The following is a 15,147-nucleotide window of genomic DNA, read 5'->3' as shown; positions in this document are numbered from 1 at the left end:
CCGTCGCACCAGGAGGATCCCATGAGCACCATCGAGACCGACGCCACCCCCGACCGGACGGAGGCCCCGACGGGTCCGTCCGCGGGGGCGGATCCCGCCACCCCCGCGTCCGCGCGCTCCCTCGGGAGCGTGGGGCCGATCTTCAGCGTCGGGGGCGCCGTCGACCGGCCGGCGGGCGACGCCGCGGAGGACTTCCACGAGGCGTCGAAGATCACGAGGATCACCCACCCCGGCTGGACCGACGTGCGGTACGCGCACCAGATGGCGAAGGAGGCGCAGGGCGTCGCGGATGCCGGTCCGGGTGGGGCCACCTCCGCGCCGCGGCTGCTCCCGGCGGTGCCCCTGCCGCGCGCCCTCCCGCTGCGGCACGAGCTGGGCGCGACGCTGGCGGCGCGCCGGTCGGCCGAGCCGCGCACGCTCGGGCGGCCGGTCCAGCTGGCCGAGCTGGCCACCGTGCTGCGCCTCGCCTACGGGCCGCGTGGCGATGGGACGCCCGGACGGTTCGTGCCCTCGGGTGGCGGGCTGTATCCGCTCGACCTGCACGTGGTCGCGCGGTCGGTCGTGGGGCTCGAGCGGGGGATCCACCAGCTCGACCCGCTGGAGGAGACGCTCGTCGACGTGTCCGGGCTCGACCGCGACGGGCGGCTCGCGCGGTTCCGCCGCGCGGCGCCGTCGCTCATGGCGCCGATCCCCGAGACGGCCGCGGTCACCGTCGTCATCACGGGCAGCTTCGAGCGCTCGCGCTGCAAGTACGGGCTGCGGGGCTACCGGCTCACCCTGCTGGAAGCGGGTCACGTCGGGCAGAACGCGCTCCTGGTCGCGACCGCGCTGGGCCTGCCGGTGCTGGGCTGGGTCGGCTTCGTCGACCACGAGCTCGACGCGGTGCTCGGGCTCGACGGGGTGACGCAGTCGTCCCTCTACGCGATCTCGTTCGGCGGGGCGGAGCCGGGTGCGCGCCGCTTCGCCGCGGAGGAGGCATCCCATGACTGACGCCATCGAGCTCGAGGGGATCACCCGCGCCTTCGGCCGGACGCGCGCGCTCGACGCCGCGTCCTTCTCCCTCGCGCCGGGGCTCGTGCACGCGCTGCTCGGGCCGAACGGATCCGGCAAGACCACAGCCATCGACGTGCTCACCGCCACCCGGCGCCCGGATGCAGGCCGCGCGCGCGTGCTCGGCCACGACGTGCGTCGCGGCGGCCCCACGGCGGCGCTCGTCGCGGTCATGCCCCAGGCGCTCGCCTTCCCCGAGTACCTCACCGTCCGCGAGGTGCTGGCGCTCGCCCTCGTGCCGCACGCCGCCGCGCTCACGCCGGCCGCGGCCATCGACCGCTTCGACCTCGACCGGCTCGCGTCGCGTCAGACGGGCGGCCTCAGCGGCGGCGAGCGGCGGCGGGTCGCGCTCGCGTGCGTGGTCGGTGCGGGCACGCCCGTCGTGGTGCTCGACGAGCCGTCGGCGGCCCTCGACATCCCGGGTCGAGCCGCCGTGCGCGACGCCATCGCCGCGGTCCGCGACTCCGGGCGCACGGTGCTCCTCGCCTCGCACGACATGGAGGAGGTCGCGGCGCTCGCCGACACCGTCGTCTGCCTCGACCACGGGAGGGTCGTCGGCCACTGGACCGCCGCCGACTTCCGCGGGCTGGCCGGTGTCCGTCGGGTCGGCTTCGACGCGACCGTCGCCGAGGCGCGGCGCCTGCGATCGTCCGGCGCGGTGCCCGAGGCGGGGGAGGAGCCGCACGGCCTCGAGCGGATCCGGTGGGTCATCGACACCGACCGCTCCGACGTCGTCGCCGGGCTCGTGCTCGCCGCCGTGCCGCAGCCCCGCCTCACGGTCGTCGAGCCCGGGCTCGGCGAGATCGTCGAGCGCGTGCTGGCGGGCGGTGCGGACGCGATCCCCTCCGATCGGTCGCGCGCCGAGGATCACGCGGGGTGCGCCCGATGACCGCCGCGCCGATGCCGGTCCGCCTCACCGCCGGCCGCCGCCTCGCCATCTACCGCGCCCACGTCGTGAGCGAGCTCGCGCAGAACGCGCGCATGCCCGCCTTCGTGCTGCCGCTCCTCGCCTACCCCGTGCTCATCTACGCGGTCGTCGGCCTGCCGCAGGGCGGGCCGCCGAGCGCCCGGCTCAGCGTGCTCCTCGGCTACGTGCTGTTCTCGGTGCTCGGCACTGTCACCTTCCAGTTCGGCGTGGGCGTGGCGTCAGCCCGGGAGTCGCCGTGGGAGCGGTGGCTGTTCACGGCGCCGGTGCCCGCGTGGATCCGGCTCGCCGCCAAGCTCACGGTCGCGTGCGTCTTCGGCGTCGTGTTCGTGATCCCGGTGGTCGCGGTCGGGATCCTCGCGGGTGGCGTCCGGGTGGACGCGGCGACCCTCGGGTCCGTCGCGCTCGCCGTGCTGGCGGGCGCCGTGCCGATGGCGCTCCTCGGCCTCGCGATGGGCTACTGGTTCCCCGCTCGCGGCGCGCTCGGCCTCGCGAACCTCGTGTACCTGCCCCTCTCGTTCGCGGGCGGCCTGTTCACGGGCGGCGACACGAGCGGCACGCCCTGGGCGTCGCTCACGGTGCTGCTGCCGACCGGCGCGTGGAGCACATTGACGAGCGCGGCGGCCCGCCAGGACACGGCGGCCATGGGGATCCCGCTGATCCTCCTCGCGGCGTGGGCGGTGCTCCTCGGCGGCATCACGCTCGCCGGGTACCAGCGCACGCAGTCGGCGAACTTTCGCTGACGGAGCCCCGTGAGCGGGCGCGGCCCGGTGTGTAGCGTGAATCCCGCGCGCCGTCACCGAGCCGCGCCACCGCACCGCACGCACCGCACCGTCACCGTCGACGAGAGGGAACCATGCCCCAGATCACCACCCCCGTAGCGCTCTTCACCGGCCAGTGGGCCGACCTGCCGCTGGAGGAGGTCGCCCGGCTGGCGAGCGGCTGGGGCTTCGACGCCCTCGAGATCGCCTGCTCCGCCGAGCACCTGGACGTGTGGCGCGCGGCCGAGGATCCGGCCTACCTCCGCGGGCGGCTCGAGATCCTCGAGCGCCACGGCCTCCAGGTGCACGCGCTCTCGCAGCACCTCACCGGCCAGGCCGTGTGCGACGACCCGATCGACTTCCGGCACCAGGCGATCCTCCGCTCCAAGGTCTGGGGCGACGGCCAGGCGGAGGGCGTGCGCCAGCGCGCCGCCGAGGAGCTGAAGCTCACCGCGAAGGCGGCGGCGGCGCTCGGGGTCACGCGCGTGACGGGCTTCACCGGGTCGCGCATCTGGCCGTACGTCGCGATGTTCCCGCCCGTGCCCGAGTCGGTCATCGACGCCGGCTACCAGGACTTCGCCGACCGCTGGAACCCGATCATCGACGTGTTCGACGACGAGGGCGTCCGGTACGCGCTCGAGGTGCACCCGAGCGAGATCGCCTACGACTACTGGACCACCCGCCGCACGCTCGAGGCGATAGGGCACCGCCCCGGCTTCGGCCTCAACTGGGATCCGAGCCACATGATGTGGCAGGGCATCGACCCGGTCGGCTTCCTCCTCGACTTCGCCGACCGGATCTACCACGTGCACGCCAAGGACACGCGCGTGACGACGGACGGTCGCGGCGGCCGCCTCGGCTCCCACCTCCCGTGGGGCAACCCGCGCCGCGGTTGGGACTTCGTCTCGGTCGGCCACGGCGACGTGCCCTTCGAGCGCGCCTTCCGGGCCCTCCGGAGCATCGGCTACGACGGTCCGGTTTCGGTCGAGTGGGAGGATGCGGGGATGGACCGCCTGCACGGAGCCCCCGACGCCCTCGCGCGGGTGCGCTCCCTCCTCTGGCCGACGCCCGACAGCCTCTTCGACTCGGCGTTCGCGAACAACCGGGACGACGCCCCCGCCGACGGCACCACCGGATCCACCGCGTGACGCTGCGCGACGGCCAGCTGGCCCGCCTCCTCGTCATGGACGTGGAGACGGGCGTCGAGCGCATGGTCGCCGAGTCGGCCGTGCTTCACATCGAGGCTCCCAACTGGACGCCCGACGGCCGCTGGCTCGTCGTCAACGCGGAGGGCGGGCTCTGGCGGCTGCCGGCGCCCGACCCGGAGGAGCCGGATCCCGACCTGCCCGAGCCCGCGGTCGACTTCCAGGCGGTGGACCTGGGCGGCGTCCCGCCCATCAACAACGACCACGTCATGGCACCCGACGGCGCGCACGTGTACGTCTCCGGCCGCGACGGCCACCTGTACGACGTGCTCTGGAACGACGGCGCGGGCGGGCAGGGCCGGCGGATCACGGCGGACCGGGATCCGGCGCTCGGCTTCAAGAACTACCTGCACGGCGTCTCGCCCGACGGCTCGATGCTCAGCGTGATCGGCGGCCAGCTCGACGCGCGCGGCGAGTGGACCACGAACATCCACCTCGTGCCCGTCGATGGCGGCCCCACGACGCAGCTCACCGACGACGGCTTCCCGGACGACGGCGCCGAGTTCTCGCCCGACGGCGGCTGGCTCTACTTCAACTCGGAGCGCGGATCCGACCTGCCGGGCCACGCGCAGCTGTTCACGATGCGCACCGACGGCTCCGACACGCACCAGTTCACCGCCGACGAGCGCGTCAACTGGTTCCCGCACCCGTCGCCCGACGGCGAGCACATCGTCTACCTCAGCTTCCCGCCCGGCACGCTCGGCCACCCGGCCGACCACGACGTGATCCTCCGCGTCATCGACCGGCAGAGCCACCGCACGCGCGACCTCGCCGCCTTCCCCGGCGGCCAGGGCACCATCAACGTCACGAGCTGGGCGCCCGACTCGCGCCGGTTCGCCTACGTCGCGTACCCGTTCGAGGCGCCGAGCCTGACCTGACGCGGCGGGCAGGAGGCCCGCGGCGCCCACGATCCACGGAGCGTAGGCGCAGGCAATTCCCCAGTGTGAGGAGATCCCGCATGGGATCATTGACGCGTCCGCGCGCCACCTAGCCGTTCCGATTCCCGTCGGCCTCATCACCGGAGACCCCCGTGAACATCACCACGACCACCTGGCTCATCACGATCGCGGTCACCATCGCGTTCTTCGTCTACGAGTTCTTCACCCACGTGCGCAAGCCGCACGAGCCCACCATCGGCGAGTCCGCTCGCTGGTCGGCCTTCTACATCGGCCTCGCGCTGATCTTCGGCGTCGGCATCGGCTTCACGAGCGGCTGGGGCTACGGCGGCGAGTACTTCGCCGGCTACCTCACCGAGAAGGCCCTGTCGATCGACAACCTGTTCGTGTTCCTGCTGATCATGACCGGGTTCGCCGTGCCCCGGAAGTACCAGCAGAAGGTGCTGATGATCGGCATCGTGATCGCCCTGATCATGCGCGCCGGCTTCATCGCGCTCGGCGCCGCGCTCATCGAGAACTTCTCCTGGGTCTTCTACATCTTCGGCGCGCTGCTGTTCGTGCTCGCTTACCAGCAGCTGAAGGGCGACCACGGCGGCAACGCGGCGGACAACATGTTCGTGCGCATCGCCCGCCGGATCCTCCCCGTCCACGACGAGTTCGTCGGCGACCGCTTCACCACCAAGATCGACGGCAAGCGCTTCGTCACCCCGCTGCTGCTCTGCGTCATCGCGATCGGCTTCGTCGACCTGGTGTTCGCGCTCGACTCGATCCCCGCCATCTACGGCCTCACGAACGAGGCGTACATCGTCTTCACCGCGAACGCCTTCGCGCTGATGGGCCTCCGCCAGCTCTATTTCCTCATCGGCGGCCTGCTCGAGCGCCTCGTCTACCTGTCGCAGGGCCTCGCGGTGATCCTCGCGTTCATCGGCGCGAAGCTCGTCCTGCACGCGATGCACGTCAACGAGCTGCCCTTCATCAACGGCGGCGAGCCGATGCTGTGGGCGCCCGAGATCCCGATCTGGTTCTCGCTCCTCTTCATCGGCGCGACCATCACGGTCGCCACCGTCGCGAGCCTCGCGAAGACCCGCGGCGACAAGCAGAAGGAGGACCGCGCGAGCGTCGACGGCGAGACCGTCACGCGCGCGACGGACGAGAAGCACTAGCTCCTCGCACCTCCGCACGACCCGGGCCCGGCGCACCACGCGCCGGGCCCGTCGTCGTCCGCGGGCTGCCCGTGCGCTGCCCGTGCACTGCTCGCTCGCGGGGTGCGCCGACCTGGCAGCATCACCCGGTGCCCGACGATCCCGACGCCCTCACCCGTGCCCGCCTCCTCTGGGCCGACGACCGCCGGACGGACGCGATCGCCCTCCTCAAGGAGCGGGTGCGCGCGGATCCCACGGACGGGGCCGCGCGGCTCGCGCTCGCGGAGCTGTATCGCGAGCTCATCGCGCCCGATCAGGCCGGTCGGTGGGGCATCGGCGTCCCCGGCTGGACGACGGAGGTCGAGCGCGACCGGCTGGCCCGGTTGATCGCGCACTCGGGGATCGGGGATCACGAGATCCCGGCCTTCCTGGCGCTGCCGCCGGATACCGCGCTGCCGGAGGAACTCGCGGCGCTCGCTCCGGCGATCGCCGATCACCGCGCGCACTTCGCCGACCCCGCCCGGATGACGCGCCGCGAGCGGAAGGCCGCGCGCTACCGGCTGCCGGGGCCCCGTCCGCACGTCGTCGAGGACATGGCGCGGGAGCTGGCGGTGGCGGTGGCGGAGGAGGGGCTGAAGGCCGTGGGGTGGATCCTCGGGGTCGTCTTCGGCCTGGGCCTCCTGGCGGTGTGGGTGGTCGCGCTGGTGGGCGGACCGGCGGCGGCGCTCGCGCGCTGGACGGGCATCGCCGTGGTCGGGACGCTCGTGGTCATCTGCATCGGGTGCGCCCACGGGGCGCGTGCCGCACGGCGGCTCGAGCGCCGCGTGGACCCGGAGCTCGGCGACGTGGACGTGAGCTCATGGATCATCGGCGCGATCCTGATCGCACTGGTCCTGTACGCCCTCATCGCGGAGGGCCTGCGCAGCGGGGCGCTGATCCTGTCCTGATCCGCTCCAGCGGAAGCCGGCCCATGGCCGTCTCATGGCTCGTTCATAGGAACATGCGGATGATGGATCCCGTGACCACCACCCCGCCCTCCGGCTTCCAGCCCGCCGCCGCCCCGCAGCCCCGCCTCACGCGCGCCGACGGGTCGCCCATCCGGGTGCTCGTCGTCGACGACGAGGCGTCCCTCACCGACCTGCTCCAGATGGCGCTGCGCTACGAGGGCTGGCAGATCCGCACGGCCGAGAACGGGCACCAGGCGCTCGCCGCCGCCCGCGAGTTCAAGCCCGACGCCGTGGTGCTCGACATCATGCTGCCGGACCTCGACGGCCTCCAGGTGCTCTCGCGGCTGCGGGCCGACGCCGAGGACATCCCGGTGCTCTTCCTCACGGCGAAGGACTCGCTCGACGACCGGCTCGCCGGCCTCACCGCGGGCGGCGACGACTACGTCACCAAGCCGTTCAGCCTCGAGGAGGTCGTGGCCCGGCTGCGCGGCCTCATCCGCCGCTCGACGCTCGTGGTGAGCGACAGCGTCGACCCGGTGATCCGCGTCGGCGACCTCACGCTCGACGAGGACAGCCACGAGGTCGCGCGCGCCGGCGACCCCATCGAGCTCACCGCCACCGAGTTCGAGCTGCTGCGCTACCTGATGCGCAACCCGCGCCGCGTGCTGAGCAAGCTGCAGATCCTCGACCGGGTGTGGAGCTACGACTTCGGCGGCAAGTCGAGCGTGGTCGAGATCTACATCTCCTACCTGCGCCGCAAGATCGACGCCGGGCGGAACCCGATGATCCACACGGTGCGCGGCAGCGGCTACATGCTCAAGGCCGCGGAGTGACCCAGCCGCAGGTCGCCCCGTCGCCGGATGCGCCGCCGCAGGTCACGCCGCCGCTGCGCGAACGACTGGCCGCGGCGGCGCGCGGCATGACCCTGCGCCGCCGCCTCGTCCTCAGCGTGGTGGGGCTGCTGGCGCTCGCGAGCATCCTCATCGGGGCGGTGAGCATCCTGGCGCTGCGGGCATCGCTGATGCAGCAGGTCGACCAGCAGCTGCAGGCCACGGCGGCGCGGTCGCAGAGCTTCGTCGACCAGGATCCGGGCGGCTACGGCAGCTTCCCCGGGGCGCCTCCCGGGGGCCTCGGCGCGTTCGGGCAGCAGGTCGGCACGATCAGCGCGACCATCATCGACGGCGTCGTCTCCGGCGGGTACATCGCCGACCGCTCCGCCGCGCAGGGCGAACCCGGCGGCGCGGGCGCCGTGGAGCTGACCGAGCGCCAGAGCCAGCAGCTGCAGAGCGTGCCGACCGACGGGATCCCGCGCACGGTCGACCTCGGCGGCGCGCTCGGCAGCTACCGGCTCGTCGGCGGCACCACGTCCTCGGGCGCGACCATCGTCACCGGCCTGCCGACGAAGCCCGCCGACGACGTGGTGGAGCAGCTCGTCCTCGTGATCACCGTGGTCGCCGCCTTCACGCTCGCGCTGGCCGCGTTCCTCGGCACCCTCATCGTGCGGCGCGCCCTGCGGCCGCTCGACCGGGTCGTCGACACGGCGACCCACGTGGCCGCGCTGGAGCTGGACCGCGGCGACGTCGCGCTCGAGGCACGCGTGCCCGCATCCGACACCGACGAGCGCACCGAGGTCGGCCGCGTGGGCGCCGCGCTCAACGGCCTGCTCGGGCACGTCGCCGCGGCGCTGTCGTCGCGGCAGGCGAGCGAGGCGAAGGTGCGGCGGTTCGTTTCGGACGCGAGCCACGAGCTGCGCACGCCGCTCGCCTCCATCCGCGGATACGCCGAGCTCACCCGTAGAGGTCCCCACCAGCTCCCCGAGGACGTGACGCACTCGCTGTCGCGCATCGAGTCGGAGTCTGTGCGGATGACCACCATCGTCGAGGACCTGCTGCTCCTCGCGCGCCTCGACGAGGGACGCGAGCTGGAGTCGGATCCGGTCGACCTCACGCGCATCCTCCTCGACACGGTCGGCGACGCGAGCGCGGCGGGCCCGGACCACGACTGGGACCTCGACCTGCCCGACGACTCGGTGACCGTCCCCGGCGACGACGCGCGACTCCGACAGGTGGTCGTCAACCTGCTCGCCAACGCCCGCACGCACACCCCGGCCGGCACGCGCGTGGTCGCGTCGCTCGCGGTGCAGGGCGCGGGTCCGGATGCGCACGCCGTCATCCGCGTGACCGACGACGGCCCCGGCATCCCGCCCGCCTTGCAGGAGAACCTGTTCGAGCGCTTCGTGCGCGGCGACGGATCCCGCGCCCGCTCCACCGGCGGCACGGGCCTCGGCCTCGCCATCGCGCAGGCCATCGTCTCGGCGCACCACGGCGCGGTGTGGGTGGAGTCGGAGCCGGGCCGCACGGTCTTCGGGGTGCGGCTGCCCGTCACGCGGCGGGCGGTGGATGCGCGGGCCGTGGCTGGTGCGCCGGCCGGCACCACGACCGACCGCTGGGCGCCGCCGTCGGGTGCGCCCGTCGCGGATCGGCCCGGCCCGCCCGCGGCCGGCTGACCCATGGATCCCGTCCGCCGCCTCATGTTCTGGCTGCGCGTGCCGTTCGTCGCGGACGCGGCGCTCGTCGTCATCGGGATCGCGCTGCTCGTCGGCGGCGACGGGGTCGGCTGGTGGGTGCTCGTGTTCGCCGGGCTGCGCGCGGTGGTCGGCGTGGTGGCGATCGTGTGGATCGCGCCGCGGATGATCGCGCGGCTCGGCACCGATCCCGAGCCGCCCGCCCCGGACGCGGGATCCGCCCGTCGCTAGGCTGGACCCCTGATCCGGGCGCCCGAGCCGCGGATCGAGAGGGTCGTCATCGTGAGCGCAGAGCCAGTCACCGCCGAGTCCGTGGAGCCCGCCGCCGGCATCCGCGTGCGACGCGCGCGCACCGGCGACGTGCCGCGGATCCAGCAGCTCGTCGAGCCGCTCGTGATGGAGGGGATCCTCCTCGGCAAGGACCTCGTGGTGCTCTACGAGAACGTGCAGGAGTTCCGGGTCGCGGTCGACGCGTCCGGCGAGGTCGTCGGCTGCGGCGCGCTGCACGTGATGTGGGAGGACCTCGGCGAGATCCGCACCCTCGCCGCCGCCCCGCACACGCGCGGCACCGGCGTCGGCCACGCGCTGCTCGAGCGCCTCGAGGACGACGCCCGCGAGCTCGGCCTCAGCCGCCTGTTCTGCCTGACCTTCGAGGTCGGCTTCTTCTCGCGCCACGGGTACCACGAGGTCGCGGAGTCGATCATCGCGCAGGAGATCTACTACGAGATGCTCCGCTCGCACGACGAGGGCATCGCCGAGTTCCTCGACCTCTCCCGCGTGAAGCCGAACACCCTCGGCAACACGCGCATGCTCAAGGCGCTCTGACCCCGGCATCTGGCCGCTGCGACCCCGGATCCCCCGAGGGACGCGAGCGGCGGGCGCGCCGACCCGGCCCGGCGGGCACCCGACCGTAGCCTGTGGTCATGTCCTCGACCTCGCCCGGAGGCCGCCCGTCCGCGGCCGTGTACCGCCGTCGCCGCCTGCTCGCCCTGCTCGTCGTGGTGGCCGTGATCGCCGTCGTCGTGATCATCGTCTCCAACCTCGGCCGCGGCACGGCGGAGACCGCAGCTCCCGGCGCGACGCCCAGCGCGGACGCCGCCGCCGGCGACTCGGGTGACGCGGCCGCGGAACCTGCCCCCGATCCCAGCCCGAGCCCGAGCGCGAGCGCCGGCACGGAGACGAACGCCGACGGATCCTGCGCCGCGGGCCAGCTGACCGTCACCCCCGTCACCGACGCCGCGTCGTACAAGGCCGGCGTGCTGCCCAAGCTCTCCTTCACCGTGACGAACACGGGCATGGAGCCGTGCACCGCGAACCTCGGGACGACCACGCAGGTGTTCACGATCTCGAGCGGATCCGACGTCTACTGGAAGTCGACCGACTGCCAGACGGGCGCGGCGGACGCCGAGGTGGAGCTCGCGGCCCGCACGCCGCAGACGTCGTCGCCGTTCGAGTGGTCGCGCCAGCGGTCGTCCACCACCACGTGCCAGGAGAAGCAGCGTCCGGCCGTGCCCGCGGGCGGCGCGACCTACACGCTCTCGGTCGAGGTGGCCGGCGTGAAGAGCGCCGAGCCGAAGTCGTTCCTGCTGTACTGACCGGCGCCGCCCGCGTGCGCACATGATCATGGTTCCTGATTGGATGCATTCATTGCAATCCATGCATGCGTCTGTCATCCTGGTGCTCCACCGACGTTAGGACGCATCATGACCGACACCACCGAGACCCACGCCGAGCACACCGTCGCCGAGCACGAGCACGGCACCGACTGCGGTCACGAGACCGTCACGCACGAGGACCACGTCGACTACGTCCACGACGGCCACAAGCACGCCGAGCACGGCGACCACTACGACGAGCACTGATCCATCGCGCGACGACGCGCGACGATCGGGACGGGGACCAGGCCATGAGGCCGGGTCCCCGTCGCCGTATCCGCGCCGGGTCGCGTCTCCGCCTCGCCCTAGGATCGTCCAGGTGACCTACCCACCCCCCGGCTTCGAGCAGGCCGCCGACCTCTTCAAGGCGCTGTCATCGGCGTCGCGCCTGGGCCTCATCGGGCTGTTGGCCTCGCGGCAGATGAGCGTGACGGAGCTGGTCGCCGAGTCGGGCCTCTCGCAGCCGCTCGTGTCGCAGCACCTGCGCGTGCTGCGGTCGGCGGGTCTGGTGACCGTGGAGCGCGACGGGCGCATCGCCCGCTACGAGGTGGCGGATTCGCACGTGACCCACGTGGTGGAGGACGCCGTGGCGCACGTGCGCGAGAACGTCGGCGGATCCGTCGACGCGGGCTGAGCCCGGAGCCCGCGGTGGCGGGCGGCCCGGGTCGCGGCCCGCGGATCAGAACGCCTCGTCGAGCTCCTTCTCCCGCTCGCTCTTCGCGAGGGAGAACGCGCGGCCGAGCGCGGAGAACAGCGGCCCCCATTCGGCGTCGACGATCTGCGTGAAGCCGAGCCGCCGGGCCTCCGCCGCGCGCTGCGGCGCCGACGTGACGCCGCGGATCTCGCCCGCCAGGCTGATCTCGCCGAACGCCGCGAGGTCGTGCGGCATGGCCTTGCCGTTCACGGCGGAGACGAGCGCGACGGCGATGGCGAGATCGGCCGCCGGCTCGGTGAGCCGCACGCCGCCGACCGTGGAGACGTACACGTCGCGATCCGAGAGCCGCACGTTGGCACGCTTCTCGAGCACCGCGAGGAGCATGGCGACGCGGGACGCATCCACCCCGTTGACCACGCGGCGCGGCTGCGGCGCCTTCGTGTCGACGACGAGCGCCTGCACCTCCACGGGGAGCGCGCGGCGGCCCTCCATCGCGACGGTGACGCAGGTGCCGGAGACGGAGTGGACGCCGCGCGAGAGGAACATGCCGCTGGGATCCGGCACCTCGACGATGCCGTCGCCTGCCATCTCGAAGCAGCCGACCTCGTCGGTGGGGCCGAAGCGGTTCTTGAGCGCGCGGATGAAGCGCAGCGACGTCTGCCGGTCGCCCTCGAACTGGCAGACCACGTCGACCAGGTGCTCGAGGAGCCGCGGGCCGGCGATGGATCCGTCCTTCGTGACGTGGCCGACCAGCAGCAGCGGGAGGTCGCGCTCCTTGCAGACGCGGATGAGCGTGACGGCGACCTCGCGCACCTGGCCGGGGTGGCCGGGCAGGCCGTCGGAGGTGCTGCTGGAGACGGTCTGCACGGAGTCGACGATGAGGAGGTCGGGCGCCACCTGCTCGATGTGGCCGAGGATCGTGCCGAGGTCGGTCTCGGCCGCGATCATGAGCGACTCCTGCAGCCCGCCCGTGCGCTCGGCGCGCATGCGCACCTGCGCGACCGACTCCTCGGCCGTGACGTAGAGGACCTTCGCGCCCTTCGCGGCGGCGCGCGCCGCGACCTCGAGCAGCAGGGTGGACTTGCCGACGCCGGGCTCGCCGCTCATGAGGATGGCGGCGCCCGGCACGATGCCGCCGCCGAGCACGCGGTCGAGCTCGCCGACGCCGCTCGGCATGTGGCTGGCCGACGCGGTGCCGACGTGCATGATCGACCGCGCCTGGCTGGATCCGGCGGGCGTGAGCGTGGTGACGCGGCCGGCCGCGGCCGGCGTCTGCGACACCTCGGCGACGGTGTTCCAGCTCTGGCACTCGGCGCACCGGCCGACCCACTTCGGGGTCGTCCACCCGCACTCCGAGCAGCGGTACGTGGAGTGGATGCGGGCCATGCGGGGGACTCTACCGGCGGGCACCGACATGGGCGGGCGGGTCGGCGTCAGGCGTCGCGGCGCTGGAACAGGACGGCCGCGGCGGTCGCCGGGATGAGGATCCACGCCGCGACGGTCGCGACCTCGAGGAGCGTCACCGGCGGCGGGGTGATGCTCCCGGTCGTGCCCGTGAGGGTCCGGCCGGCGGTGGTGAGCAGGATGTCGTAGGCGGCGACGCTGCCGATGTCGGGGAGCAGTCCGACGAGCTGGGGCAGCACGAGCTGGATGGCGACGAGGGCGGTGATCGCCGCCACGCCGCTGCGCATCAGGGTCGCGAGCGCCAGGCCGAGGAGGGCGATCATCGCGAGGTACGCGCCGGATCCGAGCAGCGGCCCGAGCACGCCCCACGACGCGAGGCTGCCGTCGTAGCCGAGGTCGGTGCGCGTGCCGAGCGTGAGCAGGTAGGCGGCGAGGCCGGGGATCACGCCGAGTCCGAATGCGACCAGCGCGACCGCGAGCGCCTTCGCGGCGAGCGCTTCGAGCCGGTTCGGCACCGCGGCGAGGGTGGAGGCGATCGTGCCGCTGGAGTGCTCGGAGCCCATTGCGAGGACGCCGAGCACGCCGACCACGATCTGGCTGAGCAGCAGGGGAGTCGTGAGGATCGCGGCCGTGCCCGCATCCGCCATCGACGACGAGGCGCCGGCGGGCAGCGGGTTCGCCACGAGCGACGCCGCCACGCTGATGCCGACGCCGGCGAGCACGACCAGCGCGACGGTCCAGCGGATGGAACGGAGCGTCGCGAGCTTGAGGAGCTCCGCGTGCGTCGCGCGGCGGAAGGTGACTCGGGTGCGCCGGGGGACGCGGGCGGCGTGCGATCGACGGGAGGTTCCAGTGGTCGGGATCATGCGGCCGACGCTACGGACGGGGTGCGCCCCGCCGCGTCTTGCGGCGGTGCCGAGCGGGTGGGCCGGGGGTGCCGGGCGCCGGTCGCGTTCCGGCACCCGGGGACATCAGGCGCGACCGCGCCGGATCAGTCGCCGGGATCCGGGTCCGACGCCGGATTGGCCAGGAGTCGGATCATCGCCCGGATGTAGAGGAGCACGGAGGCCGCGAGGGCGGCCACGCCGACCCACGGCGGATCGAAGGTGCCCGTCACGAGCAGGGCGCCGATGATCAGCGTGACCACGAACCAGAGCGTGCCGGTCGGCGGGGGCGCGAGGGCCCGGTCGCGGCCGCGGACGCGCACGTACATGAAGACGGACAGGGCGAAGGCGGCCGCGGAGATCCAGGGCGAGACGAGCGACGAGGTGACGAGCAGAGCCCCCGAGACGAGCCCGAGCACCATCCAGAGGGTGCCGGTGGGGCGGGCTTCGGGGGTTTCGTCGGCCATGGATCCACCCTAGGGACGGGGTCGGGTCAGGCGCGAGGCGCGGGCCGGGCGACGACCGCACCCGCGATCAAGTCGTACGGCGTCCGCCCGGAGCCGATGAGGAGGGTCACGAGCCAGATCGTCGGGAGGACGTACGCGATCGCCGTCACGGCCTCCACGCCCGGCGGGAGGGAGCCGGCCGGACCGGTCGCACCGCCGCTCGCGCCGACGATCGCGTACACGGCCGCGTGCCCGAGAATCCATGGCAGCGCGATCTTCACGGCGTTGCGGAGGAGCGCACGGCGGAAGGGGAGCGCGTCGCCGGTGCGGGCATCCCGCACCACCAGTCGCCGCGCGCGCTTGCCGGGCGTCGACTGGCGCGGGCCGGACTCCATCACGGCCAGCGCGATCGTGATCGGCACCACGGTCACCAGCGCGGCTACCGCGTTCTCCGCGACGGTCGGGAGCGATGCGGTGGCACCGACGAGGAGGAGGGGCACCGTGACGGCCGCGACCAGCCCGATCCACACGCACATGAACAGCCAGTCGATGAGGACGGCCAGGAGGCGGTCGCCGGGGTGGCGGGTCATGCTCGCGACCCTATCCACCGCGCCGCGCCCGCCCGGGACGCGGGCCGGTGCCACGCGAGCGCG

18 protein-coding genes are annotated in these 15,147 nt (G+C 73.4%); 14 read left to right on the top strand and 4 right to left on the bottom strand.

Annotation, left to right across the window (positions count from 1 at the left end):
- The first annotated feature begins 21 nt into the window (after positions 1-21).
- The 14 genes from KYT88_RS14480 (at position 22) to KYT88_RS14415 (ending at position 11,739) form a co-directional block, all read left to right on the top strand.
- Positions 22-990, top strand: a complete 969-nt coding sequence (locus KYT88_RS14480) for a SagB/ThcOx family dehydrogenase (RefSeq protein ID WP_043583935.1) — start codon at positions 22-24, stop codon at positions 988-990.
- Positions 983-1,939, top strand: coding sequence for an ABC transporter ATP-binding protein (locus KYT88_RS14475; RefSeq protein ID WP_043583937.1), 957 nt, complete (start codon positions 983-985; stop codon positions 1,937-1,939). The genes KYT88_RS14480 and KYT88_RS14475 overlap by 8 nt, the downstream gene beginning before the upstream one ends.
- On the top strand, positions 1,936-2,718 hold the full coding sequence (locus tag KYT88_RS14470) for an ABC transporter permease (protein ID WP_043584219.1): 783 nt from the start codon (positions 1,936-1,938) through the stop codon (positions 2,716-2,718). The genes KYT88_RS14475 and KYT88_RS14470 overlap by 4 nt, the downstream gene beginning before the upstream one ends.
- Positions 2,719-2,831: 113 nt before the next feature.
- Positions 2,832-3,884, top strand: a complete 1,053-nt coding sequence (locus KYT88_RS14465; RefSeq protein ID WP_043583939.1) for a sugar phosphate isomerase/epimerase family protein — start codon at positions 2,832-2,834, stop codon at positions 3,882-3,884.
- On the top strand, positions 3,881-4,819 hold the full coding sequence (locus KYT88_RS14460; RefSeq protein WP_043583940.1) for a TolB family protein: 939 nt from the start codon (positions 3,881-3,883) through the stop codon (positions 4,817-4,819). The genes KYT88_RS14465 and KYT88_RS14460 overlap by 4 nt, the downstream gene beginning before the upstream one ends.
- Positions 4,820-4,971: 152 nt before the next feature.
- The gene (locus KYT88_RS14455) at positions 4,972-6,000 is read left to right on the top strand and encodes a TerC family protein (RefSeq protein WP_043583941.1); all 1,029 of its coding nucleotides are present in this window, start codon (positions 4,972-4,974) and stop codon (positions 5,998-6,000) included.
- A 128-nt stretch (positions 6,001-6,128) separates the two neighbouring features.
- The gene (locus KYT88_RS14450; RefSeq protein WP_043583942.1) at positions 6,129-6,926 is read left to right on the top strand and encodes a membrane protein; all 798 of its coding nucleotides are present in this window, start codon (positions 6,129-6,131) and stop codon (positions 6,924-6,926) included.
- 59 nt (positions 6,927-6,985) lie between these two features.
- A complete protein-coding gene (locus KYT88_RS14445; protein ID WP_012039455.1) occupies positions 6,986-7,759 on the top strand; it encodes a response regulator transcription factor in 774 nt (257 codons plus the stop codon).
- Between the two features lie 86 nt (positions 7,760-7,845).
- The gene (locus KYT88_RS14440) at positions 7,846-9,432 is read left to right on the top strand and encodes a sensor histidine kinase (RefSeq protein WP_051629243.1); all 1,587 of its coding nucleotides are present in this window, start codon (positions 7,846-7,848) and stop codon (positions 9,430-9,432) included.
- A gap of 3 nt (positions 9,433-9,435) precedes the next feature.
- Positions 9,436-9,681, top strand: coding sequence for a membrane protein (locus KYT88_RS14435; protein ID WP_043583946.1), 246 nt, complete (start codon positions 9,436-9,438; stop codon positions 9,679-9,681).
- Between the two features lie 51 nt (positions 9,682-9,732).
- Positions 9,733-10,275: an amino-acid N-acetyltransferase gene (locus KYT88_RS14430; RefSeq protein ID WP_012039452.1), complete on the top strand. Its 543-nt coding sequence runs from the start codon at positions 9,733-9,735 to the stop codon at positions 10,273-10,275.
- 98 nt (positions 10,276-10,373) lie between these two features.
- Positions 10,374-11,045, top strand: a complete 672-nt coding sequence (locus tag KYT88_RS14425; RefSeq protein ID WP_043584220.1) for a hypothetical protein — start codon at positions 10,374-10,376, stop codon at positions 11,043-11,045.
- A gap of 108 nt (positions 11,046-11,153) precedes the next feature.
- Positions 11,154-11,312, top strand: coding sequence for a hypothetical protein (locus tag KYT88_RS14420; protein ID WP_043583948.1), 159 nt, complete (start codon positions 11,154-11,156; stop codon positions 11,310-11,312).
- A 112-nt stretch (positions 11,313-11,424) separates the two neighbouring features.
- Complete coding sequence (locus KYT88_RS14415) at positions 11,425-11,739, top strand: ArsR/SmtB family transcription factor (protein WP_043583949.1); 315 nt, start codon at positions 11,425-11,427, stop codon at positions 11,737-11,739.
- 45 nt (positions 11,740-11,784) lie between these two features.
- Here KYT88_RS14415 and radA read toward each other — a convergent pair whose 3' ends face one another.
- The 4 genes from radA to KYT88_RS14395 all read right to left on the bottom strand — a co-directional run bounded on the left by radA (position 11,785) and on the right by KYT88_RS14395 (position 15,084).
- Positions 11,785-13,146 carry a DNA repair protein RadA gene (gene radA, locus KYT88_RS14410; RefSeq protein WP_041464337.1) on the bottom strand — a complete coding sequence of 454 codons (1,362 nt, stop codon included), beginning with the start codon at positions 13,144-13,146 and terminating at the stop codon, positions 11,785-11,787.
- A gap of 47 nt (positions 13,147-13,193) precedes the next feature.
- On the bottom strand, positions 13,194-14,030 hold the full coding sequence (locus KYT88_RS14405) for an ABC transporter permease subunit (protein ID WP_051629223.1): 837 nt from the start codon (positions 14,028-14,030) through the stop codon (positions 13,194-13,196).
- A gap of 125 nt (positions 14,031-14,155) precedes the next feature.
- Positions 14,156-14,515 (bottom strand): hypothetical protein, encoded by a 360-nt coding sequence (locus KYT88_RS14400; protein ID WP_043583950.1) that lies wholly within the window; start codon positions 14,513-14,515, stop codon positions 14,156-14,158.
- Positions 14,516-14,541: 26 nt separating this feature from the next.
- A complete protein-coding gene (locus KYT88_RS14395) occupies positions 14,542-15,084 on the bottom strand; it encodes an RDD family protein (protein WP_043583952.1) in 543 nt (180 codons plus the stop codon).
- Between the last annotated feature and the right edge of the window lie 63 nt (positions 15,085-15,147).

Origin of the sequence: Clavibacter sp. A6099 (genome assembly GCF_021919125.1) — a bacterium.
GTDB lineage: Bacteria > Actinomycetota > Actinomycetes > Actinomycetales > Microbacteriaceae > Clavibacter > Clavibacter seminis.
The sequence above is the reverse complement of the archived record's forward strand: the minus strand, read 5'-3'. Positions and strand labels throughout refer to the sequence as shown.

Bases quoted from the DNA above. Each gene is read 5' to 3' on its own strand.
- KYT88_RS14480 (WP_043583935.1), top strand. From the start codon at position 22: ATGAGCACCATCGAGACCGACGCCACCCCCGACCGGACGGAGGCCCCG.
- KYT88_RS14475 (WP_043583937.1), top strand. From the start codon at position 983: ATGACTGACGCCATCGAGCTCGAGGGGATCACCCGCGCCTTCGGCCGG.
- KYT88_RS14470 (WP_043584219.1), top strand. From the start codon at position 1,936: ATGACCGCCGCGCCGATGCCGGTCCGCCTCACCGCCGGCCGCCGCCTC.
- KYT88_RS14465 (WP_043583939.1), top strand. From the start codon at position 2,832: ATGCCCCAGATCACCACCCCCGTAGCGCTCTTCACCGGCCAGTGGGCC.
- KYT88_RS14445 (WP_012039455.1), top strand. From the start codon at position 6,986: ATGATGGATCCCGTGACCACCACCCCGCCCTCCGGCTTCCAGCCCGCC.
- KYT88_RS14440 (WP_051629243.1), top strand. From the start codon at position 7,846: ATGACCCTGCGCCGCCGCCTCGTCCTCAGCGTGGTGGGGCTGCTGGCG.
- KYT88_RS14435 (WP_043583946.1), top strand. From the start codon at position 9,436: ATGGATCCCGTCCGCCGCCTCATGTTCTGGCTGCGCGTGCCGTTCGTC.
- KYT88_RS14425 (WP_043584220.1), top strand. From the start codon at position 10,374: ATGTCCTCGACCTCGCCCGGAGGCCGCCCGTCCGCGGCCGTGTACCGC.
- KYT88_RS14420 (WP_043583948.1), top strand. From the start codon at position 11,154: ATGACCGACACCACCGAGACCCACGCCGAGCACACCGTCGCCGAGCAC.
- radA (WP_041464337.1), bottom strand. From the start codon at position 13,146: ATGGCCCGCATCCACTCCACGTACCGCTGCTCGGAGTGCGGGTGGACG.
- KYT88_RS14405 (WP_051629223.1), bottom strand. From the start codon at position 14,030: ATGATCCCGACCACTGGAACCTCCCGTCGATCGCACGCCGCCCGCGTC.
- KYT88_RS14400 (WP_043583950.1), bottom strand. From the start codon at position 14,515: ATGGCCGACGAAACCCCCGAAGCCCGCCCCACCGGCACCCTCTGGATG.
- KYT88_RS14395 (WP_043583952.1), bottom strand. From the start codon at position 15,084: ATGACCCGCCACCCCGGCGACCGCCTCCTGGCCGTCCTCATCGACTGG.